An 18,622-nucleotide genomic window follows, 5' to 3' on the forward strand; every position below is an offset into this window, starting at 1 on the left:
ATGAAAGCGCTTTTAAAATAACATCAAAAAGGAGGATGATCACGAGTTTTTGTAAAGGGGGAGACGGATCATGAGCTTTAAAGAGAGAGCGGCCGACGTCATGGGACATGTCGCTTATCGTATTATAAATCAGAAATATATTATGGCGATTAAGCAAGCATTTGTCACATTAATGCCAATCATCATTACGGGGGCTTTTGCTGTACTGGTCGCAAATATGATCATGAGCCCGGAAACGGGGCTTGCCCATTTTGAGATATTCAGGTTTTTAGCAGAGCTTCAGCCAATTATGAAGGCAATCAATTATGCCACGCTGAACTTTTTAACGATCGGGGCTGTGTTCCTCATCGGGATTGAGCTCGGGAAAATCAATGGACATAAATCATTATTCCCAGGGTTAATGGCATTGATTTCATTTATATCCGTTATTCCGACGACACTTCTTCTTGAAGTCGATGGATCGATGCGTGAGGTTGTCGATGTGCTGGCGAGGCAATTCTCCGATCCAAAAAGCTTATTTTTGGGTATGATCATTGCCATCGTCTCTGTAGAGATCTTTTGTAAACTTACCGAGGTGAAGTGGCTGCAAATTAAAATGCCAGATTCTGTTCCATCAAATGTGGCGACGTCTTTTTCTTCACTTTTCCCATCAATTATTACGATTACAATCATTAGTTCATTCGGGTTTGCGTTTCACCGTGTGACAGGCATTTATTTGCATGAAGCGGTGTATAACGTCGTGCAGCGTCCGCTTGAAAGTGTTGTGCAGGGATTGCCTGGTATTTTAACGTTAATGTTTGTGGCTCAATTTTTCTGGGTGATCGGTATACATGGCAACCAAATGATTAAACCGATTCGCGAGCCGCTGTTATTAGGATCAATTGCAGTGAATATGACAGCATTTCAAGAGGGCAAAGAGATTCCAAATATTATCACGATGCCATTTTGGGATGTGTATATGAGCATTGGTGGTTCGGGTGTGACGATTGGTCTGTTGATCGCCATTTTTATAGCGGGTAGAAGGGAAGAGATGCGGAGCATTGCCAAGCTTTCATCAGGACCTGGACTGTTTAACATCAATGAACCAGTTATTTTCGGATTACCTGTCATGTTGAACCCTGTGATGGCAATTCCGTTTATCGTTACACCACTCGTGACAGGTACGATTGGTTATATCGCAACTGCTACAGGTTTTGCCGGGAAAGCGGTGGTGATGGTGCCGTGGACGACACCTCCGATTGTGAATGCTTGGCTGTCTACCGCTGGCAGTATGGGGGCTGTCATCACACAGCTCATCTGTATTGTTGTCGCTGTTTTCATCTATTTACCTTTTGTTCTCTTATCCAACCGGAAGCCAGAAGCAGCACCTGATTCAGAATAGAAGGAGGGCTCATGAATGAACATGCAATTTAGATGGTATGGCAAAGAAGATCCTGTCTCCCTTTCATATATTCGGCAAATTCCCGGCATGAAAGGGATTGTCAGTGCCGTCTATGATGTGCCGGCTGGTGATCTGTGGCCGGAGGAAAGTATTGCTCATTTAAAAGCGGAAATCGAACGTCACGATCTTGCTTTTGAAGTCGTAGAAAGTCTCCCGATCCATGAAGATATTAAGCTGGGAAAGCCTAGCCGGGATGTTTATATCGAGCATTATCAAGAAAATATCCGCAGATTAGCAAGGCATGGTGTGAAGGTCATTTGTTATAACTTCATGCCAGTCCTTGATTGGACACGAACACAGCTCGATTTCCCACTAGCTGATCAATCGACGACCCTTGTTTATTTTCAGCATCAGCTTGAACAGATGGATATAGAAAAAGATCGACTTTCCTTACCCGGGTGGGATATGTCTTATACGCAGGAAGAAATGAGAAAGTTGATGGCTGCATACAGGGCATTGGGTGCTGAAGGGTTGTTTGAAAACCTAGACTATTTCTTGGGAAATATCCTTCCAGTTGCAGCGGAAGAGAACATGAACATGGCACTGCATCCAGATGACCCTCCTTGGAACATATTTGGTCTGCCCCGCATTGTCAGCTGTGAAGAACAAATAGATCGTATCCTTCAGCTCGATGAACGCTCACAGCATGGACTGACCTTTTGTTCCGGTTCCCTAGGCTGTAATGCGAAAAATGATGTTCCTTCACTTGCGAGAAAGTATGCCAAAAAAGGGCGTATACACTTTGCTCATTTACGCAATGTCAATTTGTATGAAAACGGTGATTTTGAAGAGTCGGCACACCTGTCGTCAGCAGGCAGCCTCGATATGGGAGCGATTGTGAACGCATTGTTTAAGGAAGGATTTGCTGGCTATGTCCGGCCAGATCATGGACGAATGATCTTTGGTGAGACGGGCAGACCTGGCTATGGATTATACGACCGAGCACTTGGAGCTATGTATTTACAAGGGATGTGGGAAGGACTTCAAATTCACACGAAGAAAGGTCAGGTGGCAACATGAACAAAATCGACATACCCAATGACTTTATTCTAGGTGCTGCGGCTTCTGCTTGGCAGACGGAGGGTTGGAAAGGGAAGAAACCGCATCAGGATTCGTATATAGACCTTTGGTATAAGGAGGGGTATCACGTATGGCACGAAGGGTACGGACCAGCAGGAGCAACGAATTTTTACGAGCGCTATCCTGAAGATGTAGCCCTTATGAAAGAAATTGGGTTATCTCATTACCGGACATCGATCAATTGGTCGAGGTTTCTCATAGATTACGAGAATGGAATTGTAGATGAGACCTATGCTCGTTATATTGATGATTTCATCAATGAATTACTTGAAGCAGGTGTAGAGCCGATGTTTTGCTTAGAGCATTATGAGCTTCCTGCCGTTTTGCTTGAAAAGTACGGCGGTTGGTCATCTAAACATGTTGTCGAGCTGTTTGTTCTCTATGCAGAAAAGGTGTTTGAACGCTATGGAGACCGGGTCAAACATTGGTTTACCTTTAATGAACCAATTGTTGTTCAGACTCGTGTGTATCTAGATGCTATTCGTTATCCTTTCGAGCAAAATACGAAGAAATGGATGCAGTGGAACTATCATAAAGCCTTGGCGACAGCAAAAGTGGTGAAGCTTTTTCAGGAAATGGGGTTGAAGGAATCAGCCGGTGCAAAAATCGGGGTCATTCTCAATCCAGAAGTGACGTATGCGAGATCGACTGCTCCGCATGATCAAGAAGCTGCCCGCATGTATGATTTGTTTTTTAATCGCGTGTTCTTAGATCCCTCCATTAAAGGCGAGTATCCAGAAGAACTGCTTGATGTATTGAAAAAGCATGACATTTTTTTCGATGCAACGGTAGAAGAGCTTCAGCTCATTAAAGATCATACAGTCGATGTGGTCGGTCTTAATTTATACTATCCGCATCGCGTTAAGGCACCTAGCAAGGCTTGGAACGAAAACACACCGTTTCATCCATCTTATTATTACGATCTATTTGAGCTCCCAGGGAGAAAAATGAATCCATTCAGAGGTTGGGAAATCTATCCGAATATCGTCTATGATATGGGCATGAGAATAAAAGAAGAATACGGCAATATCGAGTGGTTTGTGGCTGAAAACGGTATGGGGGTCGAGCAGGAAGAGCGGTTTAAAAACGAAGACGGCATCATTGATGATCAGTACCGAATTTCATTTATCAGCCAGCATTTGAAAAAAGCCCTCCAAGCGAAAAAAGAAGGTTCAAACTGCAAGGGATATATGCTCTGGGCTTTTACGGATAATGTCTCGCCGATGAATGCATTCAAGAATCGCTACGGATTAGTAGAGATCCAACTGGAGAATGAACGGAATCGTCAGATGAAAGCGTCAGGGTACTGGTTCAAAACATTAATCCAAACGAGGAAATTAAGGGATGAACCAGATGTCATTTATCAATAGGAGTGATGGGATATGAAGCGAATCATTCTCGCTTGTGCAGCAGGAATGTCGACGTCGATTGTGGTATCTAAAATGAAGGCAGCCGCAGAAGGAAAAGGGTTGGATTATGAAATTTATGCGATACCTGAAGGGGCGATTGCGGACGAATTAGAAGAGCATGGGGACGATGTAAAGGTCATTTTGCTAGGACCGCAAGTTAGCTTTATGAGAAAGGCAGCAGAAAAAACAGCGGCACCTTATCATATACCTGTCGATGTGGTAAATGTAAGATTATATGGAACAGCGAATGGAGAAAAAATTCTAGAACATGCACTGAAACTAGCAAATGAATCTTGAGCAATCGGAGGAGAAGCAGATGACGGTATTAGAGGAAATGCAGGGAGCAGCCTTTCAAATCATTGCCCATGCAGGTGAGGCACGAAGCCATTATGTAGAAGCCATTCGTCTAGCAAGAGCGGATGACTTTGAAGCAGCACAGCAGTTGATTGAAAAAGGGGAGGAAGCGTTTCGAAGCATCCATGACCTGCACTTGTCGCTGATACAAAAAGAGGCGGCAGGGGAACAGCTTCCCTTTTCTTTACTGCTCATACATGCAGAAGACCAAATGCTCACAACAGAGACCATCCATCTGCTTGCCATTGAAATGATCGAAATGTGTAAAAAAATGAATACCCTGTCAAAATAGATATCAGTTATTAACCAATTTCTGTTATAATCATTCGGTAGATAAAGAGAAAGCAGGATTGGTGAATGAAAAAAACATGTATGTGGCTTGCAGTTGGTTTAGTCATGCTGCTCATTTCGGGCTGTATGGGTACGAAACAGCAAACAGAAGGAAACCAGCAAGCCATCAAAGAGGTAAAGGGTCAAGTACAAACGAAAGAAACAACAGAAACGCAGCAAATTGAAGCGGCAGAGATAGACAAACAAAACTGGATTCAGCAAAAGGAACCCGTTGCGCTTCCAATCTTGATGTATCACAGTATTTCCAGCGGTAATTCGTTACGTGTGCCAAAAAGCGAATTTGCGGCTCATATGAAATGGCTGAAAGACAACGGCTATGTCACGCTGTCGCCGAAAGAGGCATATCAAGTTCTCGCGACCAATTCGACACCAAGTGAAAAGTATGTTCTTATCACATTTGACGATGGATATACGGATAACTACACAAAGGCATTTCCGATTTTAAAAGAATATGGAATGAAAGCCACGATTTTTATGATCGAGCAGTCCATCGGCCGTCCGCATCATTTAACCGATGCTCAAATGGATGATATGATGGCGCATGGTATTTCAATAGAGAGTCACACCATTCATCATTTAGAACTCAATCGTTTAACACAGAAGCAGCAGGAAGAAGAATTAAAAGGATCGAAGGTATTCTTTGACCAGCGTTTTTCTCAACAAACGATCATGGTCAGCTATCCGGTCGGTCGCTATAACGAAGACACACTGAAGCTGGCGAAGGAAGCAGGATATGAAATGGCTGTGACCACTGAACCAGGACATGCGAAAAAGGAACAAGGCATGATGTCCTTACACCGCCTTCGCATTTCACCAGGACTTTCACCCGAAAGCTTCGGCAGGCTGATAGAGGGAAATTGATCAATATTAGATCACAGATGTTTCACATGAAACATTTTACGACACGTTTCGTGGATTAAATACGATTTGTTTGAGATAAATGTATGCAGAAGGAATCAGTTTTTTATATACTGATTCTTTTTTATTTAACTAAATAAGGTCTTACAGTCGCCAATAGAAAGTAGGAGGGCTTAGAAGAAAAGTACAGGTTATTATACTTGAAAGTTATTTTGAGTGTTGTTCAGTTTATTTGATTCATTGCATAACAAAAAGCTGTATAATTTATTTGAAATAATGAAAATTCTGCATTTGAAATGAATAAGTGAGATTAAAAAATAAGCTTAACTATGGTAACAAATTGTTACTTATGGTAACATATTGTTGCACAAGTTTTTTGTTCAACTCGGACTAAGTTGAACTAGTTTTCAAACTGAAGCACGAGAGCTTCAAGGTGAATTTCTTGAACGTTCACCATACAACTGAAAAGAAATTTAATTTGGGCACTCGGCTGACTACCGTGTGCTTTTTCTATGTATAAATTTAAAATGTGAGGAATACACTGAAATAATATGAAAAAATAAAGCAGCCCTCCAAAAAACAGAAACGAGATAGAACCAGCATTACCTTGACTAGGGGTAATGAAGGTGCCGCTTTATTTTTCATTATCATCTTAAGGGTTCATTCAGAACGTTCTCTTATCTAAAATCCATATGATGAACTGGACTAGAGTTCGGATTGAATTTAAGATAAGGAACCAAAGCTTGTACATACAGGTACAAGCTTTTCAGGCTGTCGAGAAAATCTCGACAGCTTTATTTTTCCCCTTAAATTTTCCACTACCCCATTTTATAATAGAGAAAAGCATACTAAAGGAAGGTGTTTTTCTCATGTTCCACACTAGAAATTCTTCTCAGCACGAAGCCGAATTTGTATTACTAGATCAACTGGTCGAAGAGGATCACCTACTTCGTAAAATTGATCAATACATTGATTTTTCATTTATCATAGACAAAGTAAAACCATATTATAGTGAGAATAAAGGTCGTCCTTCTCTCGATCCACTCATTTTGTTCAAAATGATGTTCATCGGATACCTGTATGGTATCCGTTCTGAAAGACAACTTGAAAAAGAAATTTACTATAACATGGCGTATAGATGGTTTTTAGGTTTGAACATCAATGACCCCGTTCCTCATCACTCGACCATTAGCTGGAATCGTCGTACTCGATTCAAAGATACAACGATTTTTCAAGACATTTTCGACGAGATCGTGCTTCAAGCTATCAATCATGATATGGTAGGAGGCCGCGTTCTTTTTACTGACTCCACTCATCTTAAAGCCAATGCCAATAAACATAAATATATGAGAAAAACGATTGAGCAGGATACCCAGAACTATATAAATGATTTAGAAGAAGCGATCCAAGAAGATCGGGTGGCACACGGAAAAAAGCCCTTAAAGGTAAAAGAGGAGGTGAAAACGGAAAAAGACATTCGTCAAAGTACGACTGATCCTGAAAGTGGCTATCTTTATCGTGAAAACAAGCCAGAAGGCTTTTTCTACCTAGACCACCGTACAACGGATATGAAGTACAATATCATCACGGATGCCCACATCACGCCCGGTAATGTCCATGATTCTGTTCCGTATCTTGATCGGTTGGATCACCAAATCGCACGATTTGGTTTTCAAGTAGAAGCTGTTGCCCTTGATTCTGGTTATTTGACAACCCCAATCTGTAAAGGTTTATCAGATCGCCGTATTTTTGGTGTCATCGCACATAGACGCTTTCATCCAACAAGAGGTTTATTTGAGAAGTGGAAATTCAAGTATGACTCTGAACATGATCATTACATATGCCCAAATGGTGAGAAGCTATTATATACAACAACTGATCGAAAAGGTTATAGGTTCTACAAATCAGATCCTAAAAAATGTACATCGTGTCCTTTCCTTGAAAGATGCACAAGGTCGAAAAATCATCAAAAAGTCATCTCAAGACACATATGGGAAGAACATAAAGAAAGGATCAGACAAAATCGTCTATCTGTCTCTGGAAAAGAGCTATATAAAAAAAGAAAAGAAAAAATAGAGCGAAGCTTTGCAGATTCAAAACAACTGCACGGGCTTCGCTACTGCCGGTTGAGGGGAAAACAAAATGTGAGTGAGCAAGTGCTTCTCACAGCTGCCTGTCAGAACATGAAGAAGATTGCCACACATCTAGCGAAGCTAGGTTAGGTGTGTGGGAGGCCTTTTTCATTCAATCTCATCCATCATCATTACGATGAAAATAAAAAAGATTGTAGAAAAACATGAGTTTCTCTACAATCTGCAAAGCTTGTACATACAGGTACAAGCTTTTTTCTTTTTGTTTTTGCGTCTTTCAACGCGTGAACGCACAAGTTTTGTTCTCAAACTGACCCCTCCTTTCTAGGCATAAAAACACCTTTAGTATGGAAGGGGGGAGGACTATCGTTTGCAACACGTTTCTATGTATATTTTACCATCTTTCCTATTTAATGACGAATAGCACCTTGTTGTTTCTTCTCTGTTTTTCTTTGCGTTTCATTCATAAAACTCTATATGCGTTTTCTCTAGTTTGTAATAATCCAATCGATCTTTCAAGGTTCCTGTATGAAATTCAAATTTATGTCCATCAGGGTCTGTGAAATAAATAAATTTCTGATCTCTTTCGTCTCTTGGCCGGCTTGGTAAGATGTTGACGTTCAAATCTTTTAGTTTGTTATACATTGGATCTACATCCTCCTCATCAATAGAAAAAGCGATGTGTGTGTAAGAGTGATGGATGTCTTGACGAGGAATGTCTTTTTCTACATTGAGGGCAAGCCACAGGCCGTTCAAATCGAAGTAAGCTGTCGTTCTGCCCTTTGTTAACAATTTGGCATTAAAGACCTTTGTGTAAAAATCAATAGATGTCTCTAAATCAGAAACAGAAAATAATAAATGGTTTATTCCTTTGATGTTCAATTTAATCACCTCAAATTCAATGATGAGAAAAAAGCTTGCAGACTCAATCTACAAGCTTTGTTGTTTATTGATAAACAGGATAACCCGTTATCTTTATATCTTTTCCGAGTGGTTCAAGAGAGAGTTGATCCAGTTCAATTGCATCACTCATGAGGCGTATGCCTTCGCCTCCGAAAAAAGAAGGAGAGAGTCGTCCGCCAATGAGCTTGGGCGCCATGTAGATGACGAGTTTATCGACAAGCTGCTGTTCTAAAAATGAGGCATTGATTTGTCCGCCGCCTTCAATCATCAGGGAGGAGATATTTCTTTCTCCAAGCACTTGAAGTACTTCTTGTAAGGGCACTCGGATATCGCTATCCGTCATGATGACGCTGACGCCAGCTGCTTCTAAAGCGGCTCGTTTTTCTTCATTGGCTTGTTTTGTTGTAAAGATCCATGTTGGCGCCATTTGATCTGTGACCACCTTTGCTGTCAGCGGGATAGACAGCTTAGAGTCTAAGACAATTCGAATTGGATGATGACCGTTTGGAATCCGTGCTGTTAATGAAGGATCGTCGTGAATGACGGTTTGCGCACCGACCAAGATGGCATCGTTGATACTGCGAATGTGATGTGCATCATAACGGGACGTCTCTGATGTAATCCACTTGCTGTCAGACGTAGCAGATGCAATTTTTCCGTCTAACGTAATGCCTGCTTTGAGTGTCACGAAAGGCGTTTTTTTCGTAATAAAGTGGTTAAACACTTCATTCATAAGAATGGATTCCTGCTCCATGACGCCTGTGATGACTTGAATGCCTGCATCTTGTAAAATGGCAATCCCGCGCCCGGCAACAAGCGGGTTCGGATCCAGTGCAGCAACGACTACTTTTTCTACGCCAGCTTTCACAAGTGCTTCAGCGCATGGGCCTGTGCGGCCATGGTGGGAACAAGGCTCTAGTGTCACATAGATCGTGGCACCTTTTGCCTTATCTCCAGCCATTTTGAGCGCTTGGATTTCTGCATGTGGTTCGCCGGCCTTCATATGCGCCCCGACCCCAACAATTTCATTTTCTCGCACAATCACAGCCCCGACGAGCGGATTGGGAGATGTCTGACCTTTCATTGCTTCGGCATTTTCAAGGGCTAGTTTCATATATCGCTCATGATGTGGCAATCGTACGCACCTCTTGATCCGCCTTCATATGACCTGAGCGGTTAATTTTTGTCTGCAAGTATTTTTCATTGAACTCAGAGACATCACCCCAAAGTGGAATCCGTCCAGAAAGAGAAAGGCCTGCATGACTGATAGCATCGGTCTTTTTCGGATTATTGGTAATAAGTCTGACTGGTTTTGTACGCAATGTTTGAAGAACAGCAATCGCTTCTTCATATTGACGTGTATCATCTTCAAAGCCTAGTGCTTCGTTTGCTTCTACTGTATCGTAGCCGTTTTCTTGCAAGATGTAGGCCATGGCTTTACTGAAAAGACCGATCCCGCGTCCTTCATGGTTGGCTAAATAAAACAGTGCGCCTGCTCCATTGTCCTCAATCATCCGCATAGACTGTTTCAATTGGAACCCGCAATCGCAGCGTTTGCTTCCGAAAATATCGCCGGTGTGGCAGATGGAATGCATGCGGATCAGCGCTTCATCAGCATGTTCGAAATCTCCGTAAACAAGGACACTTGATTGCTGGTGATCTGCAAGCTCACGGGAGGAAAGGCTTTCGATTAAAGCTTCATCTGATAATGGTTCTTTCCCGTCATCTTTTAACCATGAATACCAGTTAAACATGACCGTTCTACCGTCTAAATTCACTGGCAGTTTAATAGGTCCAGTGATATATATAAATCCGTCTTCTTGCTGTACTCGTTTGATTTTATCTTTTAAAATGGCTGTTTTAACCTCTGTGTGTTTGTCCATATTCTGCACCTTCTTTTTTGTCTGTTTCTTCAATCTGTAAACGAACGAGAACGCCAAATGGATCAATAAATTCGTTACTTTTTCCTGTCGTGTTCATGTGAACGCCTGCTTTTGTCAGACGTTCGACGACGGATGTTCTATCGTCTTCTTTTGGGAAAACCAGTGTATAGCTTCTAATTCCTGAAAAACGTGGATCAATGGCTCCTTTTCTCCCGCGTCCCCATGCATTAAAGGCAAGGTGGTGATGATAGACGCCACCAGCAACGAATAAGCTGGCTGGGGGAGCCATTCGGATATGAAAACCGAGTGTGTTCACATAAAAGGAATCGGCTTCTTCTGGGTTGAGATGGAAATGCAAGTGTCCCATGACTGTACCAGCCGGGAGTCCTTCCCAGGTGGAATCAGCGGCTTCTTGCAGGAGACCATCTCCATCAAGCGGAGCATTTCCGCCACCTTTCAGCTCTCCATGCTCACCTACCCATATGTCCTGAGGACGATCAGCATAAATCTCAACGCCGATGCCATCTGGATCACTTAAATAAATGGCTTCACTGAAAAAGTGATCGCTTGCTCCAATTAAAGGATAGCCTTTTTTGAGCACATGCGCCAGCCATGTGCCCAGGTTTTTTCTGGTAGGTAATAAAACCGCAAAATGATAAAGTCCTGGCTCATGATCCGGCTTCTCTTTCAGCTGCACATCTTCTTTCAGCACAAGGATTGGTTCCTTTGCGTTGCTGCCAAGCGTGACAGTAGAATCCGTCTGTTCTAATAAAGTAAAACCTAAAATGTCTGTATAAAAAGGCAAAGAACGCTCAAAGCTGGACACATGTAATTCTGTTACACCTAATCTTACCTGCTCTATTGTATTCAAAGCTCGGTCATCTCCTTCATGTTATATGCATCTGCATGTTCAATGGTTTATTGAAAATTGATAAAAATGATTACCTTGTTACTTTTAGTAACTAAACTATATAATAGTTAGTGACTTATTTCAAGTAATTAATTATGTTATAATGAAAAAAAGTAGAGAAAAGCAGGAGGGAGTAAAGTATGGCTCAAGTAGATGGCTGCCCAATTACAGATGCCATGGAGATTTTAGGGAAGAAGTGGGTGATTCTGATCATCAATCAGCTTTTGACAGGGCCAAAACGTTTTTGTCAGCTAGAAAATGAAATGAACATCAGCGGACGGTTATTATCAGAAAGGCTGAAAGATTTAGAAGCTGAAGGCCTTGTTGAGAAAAAAGTATATCCCGACATTCCCGTGCGGATTGAATATGAACTAACAGAACAAGGAAAGAAAATTGAACCAGTCATACGGGAAATGTATGCTTGGTCTTTAGAGCGCAAAAATAGTGAAAAGGGTGAACATGTCCCTTCTTAATCGATTTCGATCAGTGTCCCTGATCGATTTTTTTTGTGATTTTCCAGAAATCTAAGTCAATAGTATGAAAAATGATGTTGACAATAATTTCATTCATCATATAATATCAAGGAGAAGAGGGTTCTTTTCCCTGTAATGGAATGGGGAGGTTATGCCATGGTATCATGAATGGGACAGATTACCTAAACCGTGTATCACTACATCATGTAGCAACAGACATCTTTGACTTGTCAAAAGCAAAGATTTATTTTTTGGTCTCTATTGATAATGATTATCATAATCATTTATGAGTGTGATTCATACGCTGATAAAGGTTATTTTTTTTATTGTCAATTGAGAATAATTATCAATATCAATTAGGAGGGTATATATGAAATCACTTCGTTCAGCATCACACGTCTTATTATTCTTTAGCTTTGTTCTATTGTTTGCTCTAGCCTCGGTTAGCTCTGCCTCAGCAGCAGGCTTAGCAGATGGTCAATATTCAGCACAATATGTGGTATGGAAAGCAGATAGTGATTCAACGTCAACAGCAAATACGTATTTTGAAAAACCAGCTAAGCTTGTTGTGAAGGACGGAAAAATCAAAGCGCAAGTCACGTTAACGAACAGCTCTTGGATTACAAGCTTTAAAACATTGGATCAAGGTGTCTACAAAGATGCGAAGGTGATCAGTACAAACACAGCTGCTAATAAGAGAACGGTAGAGTTCAATGTCAACAGCCTGACAGATGTTGTACCAGCTAAAGTGAGTGTGACTGTGCCGGTCATTGGATATACAGGCAATTACGATATTCGCGTCAAGTTTGATGCAGCAACTGTTCAATAAAAAGGGAGGAAATTCGTTTGATGAAAAAATGGATCAGGATGCCAGCCTTCATGGCTGCATTGCTTCTGGCACTTATACTGCCTTTTTCAAATGCACAGGCTGCTTCATTAAATGATGGTACATACTCCGTCAATTACACTGTGATGAAGGCCGAAGGAACTGCCGTTTCGATGGCAAATGATTACTGGCTGAAGCCGGCAAAAGTGATCGTGAAAAATGGCAAGCTGACTGTGCAAATGACCATTAAAAACAGCAGCTGGGTAACGGAATTTAAAGTGCCGGGAAATGGCGGCTATGTCGATACGACGGTTCTATCAACGAATAAGAAAGCCAATACAAGGCTTGTTCAATTCCAAGCACAGAGTTTGTCTAAACCAATCAAGTCAAAAATCCATGTCACAGTCAAATCGGCTGATTATGATCACGACTATACCATCCAGCTGAAATTCGATGAAAGCAGCATCAAGTCACTTTCTTCTGACAGTTCAAAAGAAACAGCAGGTGCAGCAAAACATCAAGAATCATCAAAGGAAACAACCAAAACAACTGATTCATCCACCAAAACAAAACAAGAAGAAAATCCTCAAACTGGTGATACAAGCCAGATGGGATGGCTCCTTGTGCTTGTCTTATGTTCAGGTGGGTTTTTAGCGAGAAAGTGGATCATCAAGCATTAACGGAAGGAAGTGTCATCTTTTGAAACGTCTTTTTCATCTACAGACAGCTATTCTGCTCGTTTTATTCAGTTTGTTGACTGCGTTTCAGCTGCCTCAAGGAACGGCTCAGGCGGCATCATTGGTTGATGGTGAATATACGGCCGGATTCACCATTTTAAAAAATGGCAGCACTGAAGCATCCATGATGGATACGTATACAGAAAAGCCAGCTAAGCTCGTCATCGAAAATGGCAAGACGACTGCCTATCTTACGCTGAAGCAAAGCAAAGAAATCACAGATTTCAAGGTCGAACAAAATGGCTCTCTCGTCACCACTGAAACGGTCAGTGAAGATGAGACAGCGAATACGCGTGTGATCAAATTTGATGTAGCCGATGTATCAGCCAAATTAAATGGCTGGGTCAAAATTTACTGGGACTTAGGCGGCTTTATTTATGATGAGGCGTATGACGTACAGATCGCTTTCGACGAGAGCAGTCTCACACTTGTCACGCCTGCGAAGCCAGACGATAGTGAAACAACACCAGATGATCAAAACGGTACGACGCCAGGCGACAGTGAAACAACACCAGATGATCAAAGTGGTACGACACCAGGTGACAGCGAAACAAAGCCGGATGATCAAAGCGGCACAACACCAGACGATCAGCCGGAAACGCCTGACAATAACAATGGCACAACACCAGTTGATTCACCGCAGAACCAATTAAAAGATGGTGTGTATCGTATCAACTACAGTGTGCTGAAGGGCGATGAGGATGAGGCATCTCGGATGAGCCAATACTTCTCACATCCAGCATCATTAACCGTTAAAAATGGAACGCAAACCGTTTCCTTTACGGTGAAGGATCATACGTCAGTTGATTCTTTGAAAATAGAGAAAAACGGTTCTTATCAAGAAGTGAAAAACGTGAGCACAGATCAAGCAAAGAACACAAGAGTGGTTTCATTTGAAGTGTCTGATCTGAAAAAAGCAGTTAACGGAAAAGTACACATTGTGGTAGCAGCCGCTCACTATGATCAAACGTACGATATTCGTTTTCAATTTGATTCAAAAAGTATCGTTCCACTGAAGGACGGTCAAATAGAGGAAGAAACACCGGCTACACCAGAAACACCAAAACCAAATAAACCAGCACCAGACACAACGAACGGCGGAACGAATCAAGAGACAGTTCAGCTAAAAGACGGGGTGTACAAGCTTCCTTTCTCAATGAAGAAAGCAGACAAAGATGAGCTTTCTCGCATGAACGATTACGTCGTGAGCCCTGCGACATTGGTGGTGAAAAATGGCCGCCATTTCGTTTCATACACTGTGAAGAACAGCTCAGCCATCACGTCGTTCCAAGTAGGAACCGGCGGTAAATTTGAAGAGACGCTAGTTGCAAAGACTGATCAAAAAGCAGATACACGAGTGATTCAATATGAAGCAAAAAGTGTAAGCAATGATCAGGCAGCACGCGTGAAAATTGACATTCCAGCTGCCAATTATCATGAGCAGTACGATGTCAAACTTGTCTATGATACGAAAGGCATTTCACTTGGTGAAGGAAGCGGAATTGCGACGGTGATCGGAGACGATGAGAGCATCGGCTTTGTGAAAAATCCGAATGATCACGATTCTCAACCAAGCCAGCTTGCGAATCTCGCCCCTGAGGAAACGGGTGCAGAGCAGATGACCTTTACGCCATCAGATGACCAAACCAAGTCTGAGACAGGTCAGCTGAACCCAAAAACAGGAGATACTTCACTTCTTTGGGTGTACATTCTTTTATTCGGCGGATCACTATTCGTGCTCGTCAGAAAGTATCAAACTCGTACAAGATAAAGAATCTATGTTAAGTGAGGTGCGCCATTCATCTCGGCGCATCCACTTCCTTTTTTTCGAAAGGAGGCTTCTGTTTTTTGAAGCATCGAATGTTATGTACCCTGATCACGGCTCTATGTGTGTGCGTCTTCTTAGCAGGCTGCTCACAATCAGCTGAAAGCTCAGCGAAAGGCAAAAAAAGCGCAGCATCAAGTGCCCGCATTGTGGCAACGACTGTAGCTGCTGCTGAGATCATGGATGCGCTAGAGGTGGATCTTGTCGGGGTGCCAACAAGTCAAAAATCCTTGCCGGCTCGATACAAAGGACTCCCAGCAGTCGGTAACCCAATGAGCCCAGACATGGAAATCATCCAATCACTTCAACCGACAGATGTCCTGTCTGTCACGACCCTTCAATATGATTTAGAAACGCCTTTTCAACAAGCTTCTGTCCCTGCGACATACCTCAACCTTGAGAGCCTGGACAAGATGGAGAACGCCATCACAAAGCTTGGAGAAAAATATGATAGAAAGACGCAAGCGAAACGCATTGTGGATGATTTTGAACAAAAAAAGAAAGACATACAAGAGAGAACGAAGGGAAAGACGAAGCCATCCGTTCTCATTTTGCTTGGTGTACCAGGCAGTTATTTAGTGGCAACAGAGAATTCGTATATCGGTGATCTTGTGCGTATTGCAGGAGGAAAGAACATCGTAAAAGGTGAGAAAATGGAGTATTTGGCATCCAATACGGAGTATTTACAAAAAGCCAATCCAGATATCATTCTCCGAGCCGCACATGGGATGCCGGATGAAGTCGTCAAAATGTTTGATCAAGAATTTAAAACAAATGACATCTGGAAACATTTCCATGCGGTCAAACAAGACCGGGTGTACGACCTCGAAGAAAGCTTATTCGGGACAACAGGCAACTTAAAGGCAAGAGAGGCATTAGATGAATTGACTCGTATGTTGTATCCGTCATAAGCGGCGAATCTTAATGATAAAAGGACGTTCAAGATGAAAAAAACAGGGATTTTATTTCTGATAGTCAGTCTCTTACTAGCCGGCGTATTTATTTATTCCGCCATTACGGGGAGCATTCATGTTACACCAATTGAATTATTGGAAGGGCTTATGACCGGTCAACATGCACAGGTAGAAATCATTAAAGATTTAAGAATCCCCCGCATGCTCATAGCGATGTTTACAGGGGCGGCTTTATCTGTCTCCGGTGTCCTCTTGCAGTCTGTGATGAGGAATCCATTAGCAGATGCCGGTGTTATTGGTATTTCATCAGGAGCTAGCTTCTTTTCTTTAATGGCGATTACAGCGCTTCCTCAATTTTATTTCTACTCTCCTTTATTTTCAGTTTTAGGCGGGGCAATTGCCTGCTTCCTCGTATACGTGTTGTCTTGGAAAGGCGGCTTAAGCCCGATTCGAATGATTTTGGTGGGGATCGCCATCAATGCCATGTTTACAGGGATGGCAGAAGCGTTTGTGACCATTTGCAGCTATTTCAATATCACCATTAATCAGTCGGGACAGTCGAATCTGACGATGAAAACGTGGGGAGATGTCCGTTTAATCGGTGTCTATGGCGTCATTGGGCTTGTGGTTGCGCTTTTCTTTAGCAGATGGTGTAACTTGCTTGCCCTTCAAGATAAGACGGCGAAAAACTTAGGATTGCGTGTGACCAGAATGCGCCTTTTGATTTCAATCACGGCGGTGTTATTAGCAGCGGTGACTGCTGCGGTAGCGGGCGTGATTGCCTTTGTCGGTTTGCTCATTCCCCATATCTCTAGAAGGCTCGTCGGCTCGGACCATCGGGTACTGATTCCATTTTCTGCGTTAAGCGGGGCCTTGCTCATTTTGACGGCTGATACGCTCGGCAGAACGCTTGTGGCACCAAATGAAATCCCTGCTTCTACAATCATGGCTGTTATTGGCGGGCCGTTTCTGATCTTTTTATTAAGAAGGGGGGATCGTCTGCATGGACATTCGTGAGGTGTCGTTTTCCTATGATCGGCAGAGGGATATTGTTCAATCGGTCACCACGCACATCGAAAAAGGGAAAATTACGACCATTATCGGTCCAAATGGCTCGGGCAAATCCACACTGCTTTCTTTGATGGCACATAACCATTGTCCACATAAAGGACAGATACATTTAGATGGGCAAGAGCTGAATGCGTTCAAGCCCAGGGAACTCGCGAGAAAGCTGGCAGTCGTACATCAGCAAAATGAAGCGCCGCTCGATTTGACGATCGAACGAGTCGTGGCATTTGGGAGAACGCCATACCAGACGATGCGCGGCAGTGACAAGGAAGAAGATGAGAAAGCAATTGAGTGGGCGCTGTCCTGTACAAAGCTGACGGATAAGCGAAAGGTGCCACTCGCCTCATTGTCAGGCGGAGAACGGCAGCGTGTATGGATTGCGATGGCTTTAGCGCAAAAAACACCGATCCTTTTCTTAGATGAACCGACGACTTATTTGGATATGTATTATCAATTTGACATTCTGGAGCTCATTCGAGAGCTCAATGTCGAGCATGAATTAACCATCGTGATGGTCCTGCACGATATGAATCAGGCGATTCGCTATAGTGATGTCATCATCGCCATGAAAGATGGACAAATTATCCGCGAAGGACGGCCAAATGATGTGTTAACAGAAGAGATGGTGCGGCACATTTATCATGTGTCCGTCACAATTAAGCAGGATGCAGAAACAGGGATGTATATCGTGCCTGTAGGCATATAAGTTGTGCAAAAAGCAGGTGAGACAGTGTGAAACGAGGGAAAAGGATCGGGCAGCGAATGCTGACGATCGTCTGTTTAGGTGTTTTTCTATATAGCGGTACTGCCATTGGCTTGGAGCTCTTTGGCAATTATCAAAATCGTCAGGTGCTTGCAAAGGCTCAGACACTTTACACACACGAGGATGGAATGAAACAGCGAAAACCTGGAGAAATCCGTCAGTCATTTGATGATTTGCGAAAGGTGAATGAAGACATTGTCGGTTGGATTGATATGAAGGACACGATGATTCAGTATCCAATTGTTCAGTCAAACGATAATGCATTTTATTTAACTCGTAATTATGTAAAGGATGACACACGGGCAGGCAGTATCTTTATGGATTATCGTAATGACGTCTTGCATGAAAGTCCCAATACAGTGTTATACGGTCATCGGATGAGGGATGGGTCTATGTTTGCTGGTCTCACAAACTATTTGAAAAAAGATTTCTTCCAAGATCATCGCACATTTCAGTACGATACGCTGTACCAAAGCTATGAAGCAGAGATTTTTGCTGTGTATGAGACGACAGTCGATTTCGATTATATTCAGACTGATTTTCAGGATCTTGGTGAATATGAGCACTACTTGCAAGCTGTGCGTAAGAAGTCAATCTATCAAACGAAAACAGACGTATCCACAGATGACTTGATTCTCACATTATCGACCTGTGATCATGTGCTGGCACCTAAAAACAAGCGTCTCGTGGTACAGGCGAAGCTAAAGAAAGTTTACTAGAAAAGGAGAGACAGACGG

Annotated in this window: 19 protein-coding genes; 15 read left to right on the forward strand and 4 right to left on the reverse strand. The window is 42.5% G+C overall.

Annotation, left to right across the window (positions count from 1 at the left end; genetic code table 11):
* The first annotated feature begins 70 nt into the window (after window positions 1-70).
* From MHH23_RS02425 to MHH23_RS02455, 7 genes are all read left to right on the forward strand, one after another.
* Window positions 71-1,381 carry a PTS sugar transporter subunit IIC gene (locus MHH23_RS02425; protein WP_340958818.1) on the forward strand — a complete coding sequence of 437 codons (1,311 nt, stop codon included), beginning with the start codon at window positions 71-73 and terminating at the stop codon, window positions 1,379-1,381.
* A 15-nt stretch (window positions 1,382-1,396) separates the two neighbouring features.
* A complete protein-coding gene (gene uxuA, locus MHH23_RS02430; protein WP_268430370.1) occupies window positions 1,397-2,461 on the forward strand; it encodes a mannonate dehydratase in 1,065 nt (354 codons plus the stop codon).
* Window positions 2,458-3,891, forward strand: coding sequence for a glycoside hydrolase family 1 protein (locus MHH23_RS02435; protein ID WP_268430371.1), 1,434 nt, complete (start codon window positions 2,458-2,460; stop codon window positions 3,889-3,891). Before uxuA ends, MHH23_RS02435 begins: the two co-directional genes overlap by 4 nt.
* Window positions 3,892-3,903: 12 nt before the next feature.
* Window positions 3,904-4,227 carry a PTS sugar transporter subunit IIB gene (locus MHH23_RS02440; protein ID WP_008345616.1) on the forward strand — a complete coding sequence of 108 codons (324 nt, stop codon included), beginning with the start codon at window positions 3,904-3,906 and terminating at the stop codon, window positions 4,225-4,227.
* A 19-nt stretch (window positions 4,228-4,246) separates the two neighbouring features.
* Window positions 4,247-4,576: a PTS lactose/cellobiose transporter subunit IIA gene (locus MHH23_RS02445; RefSeq protein ID WP_008345614.1), complete on the forward strand. Its 330-nt coding sequence runs from the start codon at window positions 4,247-4,249 to the stop codon at window positions 4,574-4,576.
* A gap of 65 nt (window positions 4,577-4,641) precedes the next feature.
* Window positions 4,642-5,496 (forward strand): polysaccharide deacetylase family protein, encoded by an 855-nt coding sequence (locus MHH23_RS02450; RefSeq protein ID WP_024719530.1) that lies wholly within the window; start codon window positions 4,642-4,644, stop codon window positions 5,494-5,496.
* Between the two features lie 866 nt (window positions 5,497-6,362).
* A complete protein-coding gene (locus MHH23_RS02455; RefSeq protein ID WP_340958755.1) occupies window positions 6,363-7,715 on the forward strand; it encodes an IS1182 family transposase in 1,353 nt (450 codons plus the stop codon).
* Between the two features lie 327 nt (window positions 7,716-8,042).
* Here the strand turns inward: MHH23_RS02455 and fosM are convergent, their stop codons facing one another.
* The 4 genes from fosM to MHH23_RS02475 all read right to left on the reverse strand — a co-directional run bounded on the left by fosM (window position 8,043) and on the right by MHH23_RS02475 (window position 11,240).
* Window positions 8,043-8,465, reverse strand: coding sequence for a FosM family fosfomycin resistance protein (gene fosM / locus MHH23_RS02460; RefSeq protein ID WP_445285655.1), 423 nt, complete (start codon window positions 8,463-8,465; stop codon window positions 8,043-8,045).
* A gap of 64 nt (window positions 8,466-8,529) precedes the next feature.
* Complete coding sequence (ribD, locus tag MHH23_RS02465; protein WP_340958821.1) at window positions 8,530-9,621, reverse strand: bifunctional diaminohydroxyphosphoribosylaminopyrimidine deaminase/5-amino-6-(5-phosphoribosylamino)uracil reductase RibD; 1,092 nt, start codon at window positions 9,619-9,621, stop codon at window positions 8,530-8,532.
* Window positions 9,608-10,369 (reverse strand): GTP cyclohydrolase II, encoded by a 762-nt coding sequence (locus MHH23_RS02470; protein ID WP_008345606.1) that lies wholly within the window; start codon window positions 10,367-10,369, stop codon window positions 9,608-9,610. The genes ribD and MHH23_RS02470 overlap by 14 nt, the downstream gene beginning before the upstream one ends.
* Window positions 10,347-11,240 carry a VOC family protein gene (locus MHH23_RS02475; protein WP_096882044.1) on the reverse strand — a complete coding sequence of 298 codons (894 nt, stop codon included), beginning with the start codon at window positions 11,238-11,240 and terminating at the stop codon, window positions 10,347-10,349. Before MHH23_RS02475 ends, MHH23_RS02470 begins: the two co-directional genes overlap by 23 nt.
* Window positions 11,241-11,419: 179 nt before the next feature.
* Here MHH23_RS02475 and MHH23_RS02480 point away from each other — a divergent pair, with 179 nt between their 5' ends.
* The 8 genes from MHH23_RS02480 (at window position 11,420) to srtB (ending at window position 18,604) form a co-directional block, all read left to right on the forward strand.
* On the forward strand, window positions 11,420-11,752 hold the full coding sequence (locus MHH23_RS02480) for a winged helix-turn-helix transcriptional regulator (protein ID WP_007497926.1): 333 nt from the start codon (window positions 11,420-11,422) through the stop codon (window positions 11,750-11,752).
* Between the two features lie 370 nt (window positions 11,753-12,122).
* Window positions 12,123-12,581 carry an NEAT domain-containing protein gene (locus MHH23_RS02485; protein WP_340958822.1) on the forward strand — a complete coding sequence of 153 codons (459 nt, stop codon included), beginning with the start codon at window positions 12,123-12,125 and terminating at the stop codon, window positions 12,579-12,581.
* Between the two features lie 20 nt (window positions 12,582-12,601).
* Window positions 12,602-13,258 carry a heme uptake protein IsdC gene (isdC, locus tag MHH23_RS02490; protein WP_110487238.1) on the forward strand — a complete coding sequence of 219 codons (657 nt, stop codon included), beginning with the start codon at window positions 12,602-12,604 and terminating at the stop codon, window positions 13,256-13,258.
* Window positions 13,259-13,277: 19 nt separating this feature from the next.
* Complete coding sequence (locus tag MHH23_RS02495; protein ID WP_340958823.1) at window positions 13,278-15,086, forward strand: NEAT domain-containing protein; 1,809 nt, start codon at window positions 13,278-13,280, stop codon at window positions 15,084-15,086.
* Window positions 15,087-15,163: 77 nt separating this feature from the next.
* Window positions 15,164-16,051 carry a heme ABC transporter substrate-binding protein IsdE gene (gene isdE / locus MHH23_RS02500; RefSeq protein WP_256688828.1) on the forward strand — a complete coding sequence of 296 codons (888 nt, stop codon included), beginning with the start codon at window positions 15,164-15,166 and terminating at the stop codon, window positions 16,049-16,051.
* Window positions 16,052-16,084: 33 nt separating this feature from the next.
* Complete coding sequence (locus MHH23_RS02505; RefSeq protein ID WP_007497915.1) at window positions 16,085-17,071, forward strand: FecCD family ABC transporter permease; 987 nt, start codon at window positions 16,085-16,087, stop codon at window positions 17,069-17,071.
* The gene (locus tag MHH23_RS02510) at window positions 17,058-17,828 is read left to right on the forward strand and encodes an ABC transporter ATP-binding protein (RefSeq protein WP_340958824.1); all 771 of its coding nucleotides are present in this window, start codon (window positions 17,058-17,060) and stop codon (window positions 17,826-17,828) included. The genes MHH23_RS02505 and MHH23_RS02510 overlap by 14 nt, the downstream gene beginning before the upstream one ends.
* A 26-nt stretch (window positions 17,829-17,854) precedes the next feature.
* Entirely contained in the window at window positions 17,855-18,604 is a 750-nt protein-coding gene (gene srtB / locus MHH23_RS02515; RefSeq protein ID WP_340958826.1) for a class B sortase, read from the forward strand.
* Window positions 18,605-18,622 lie beyond the last annotated feature (18 nt).

The organism is Bacillus sp. FSL K6-3458, assembly GCF_038005045.1.
GTDB lineage: Bacteria > Bacillota > Bacilli > Bacillales > Bacillaceae > Bacillus > Bacillus altitudinis.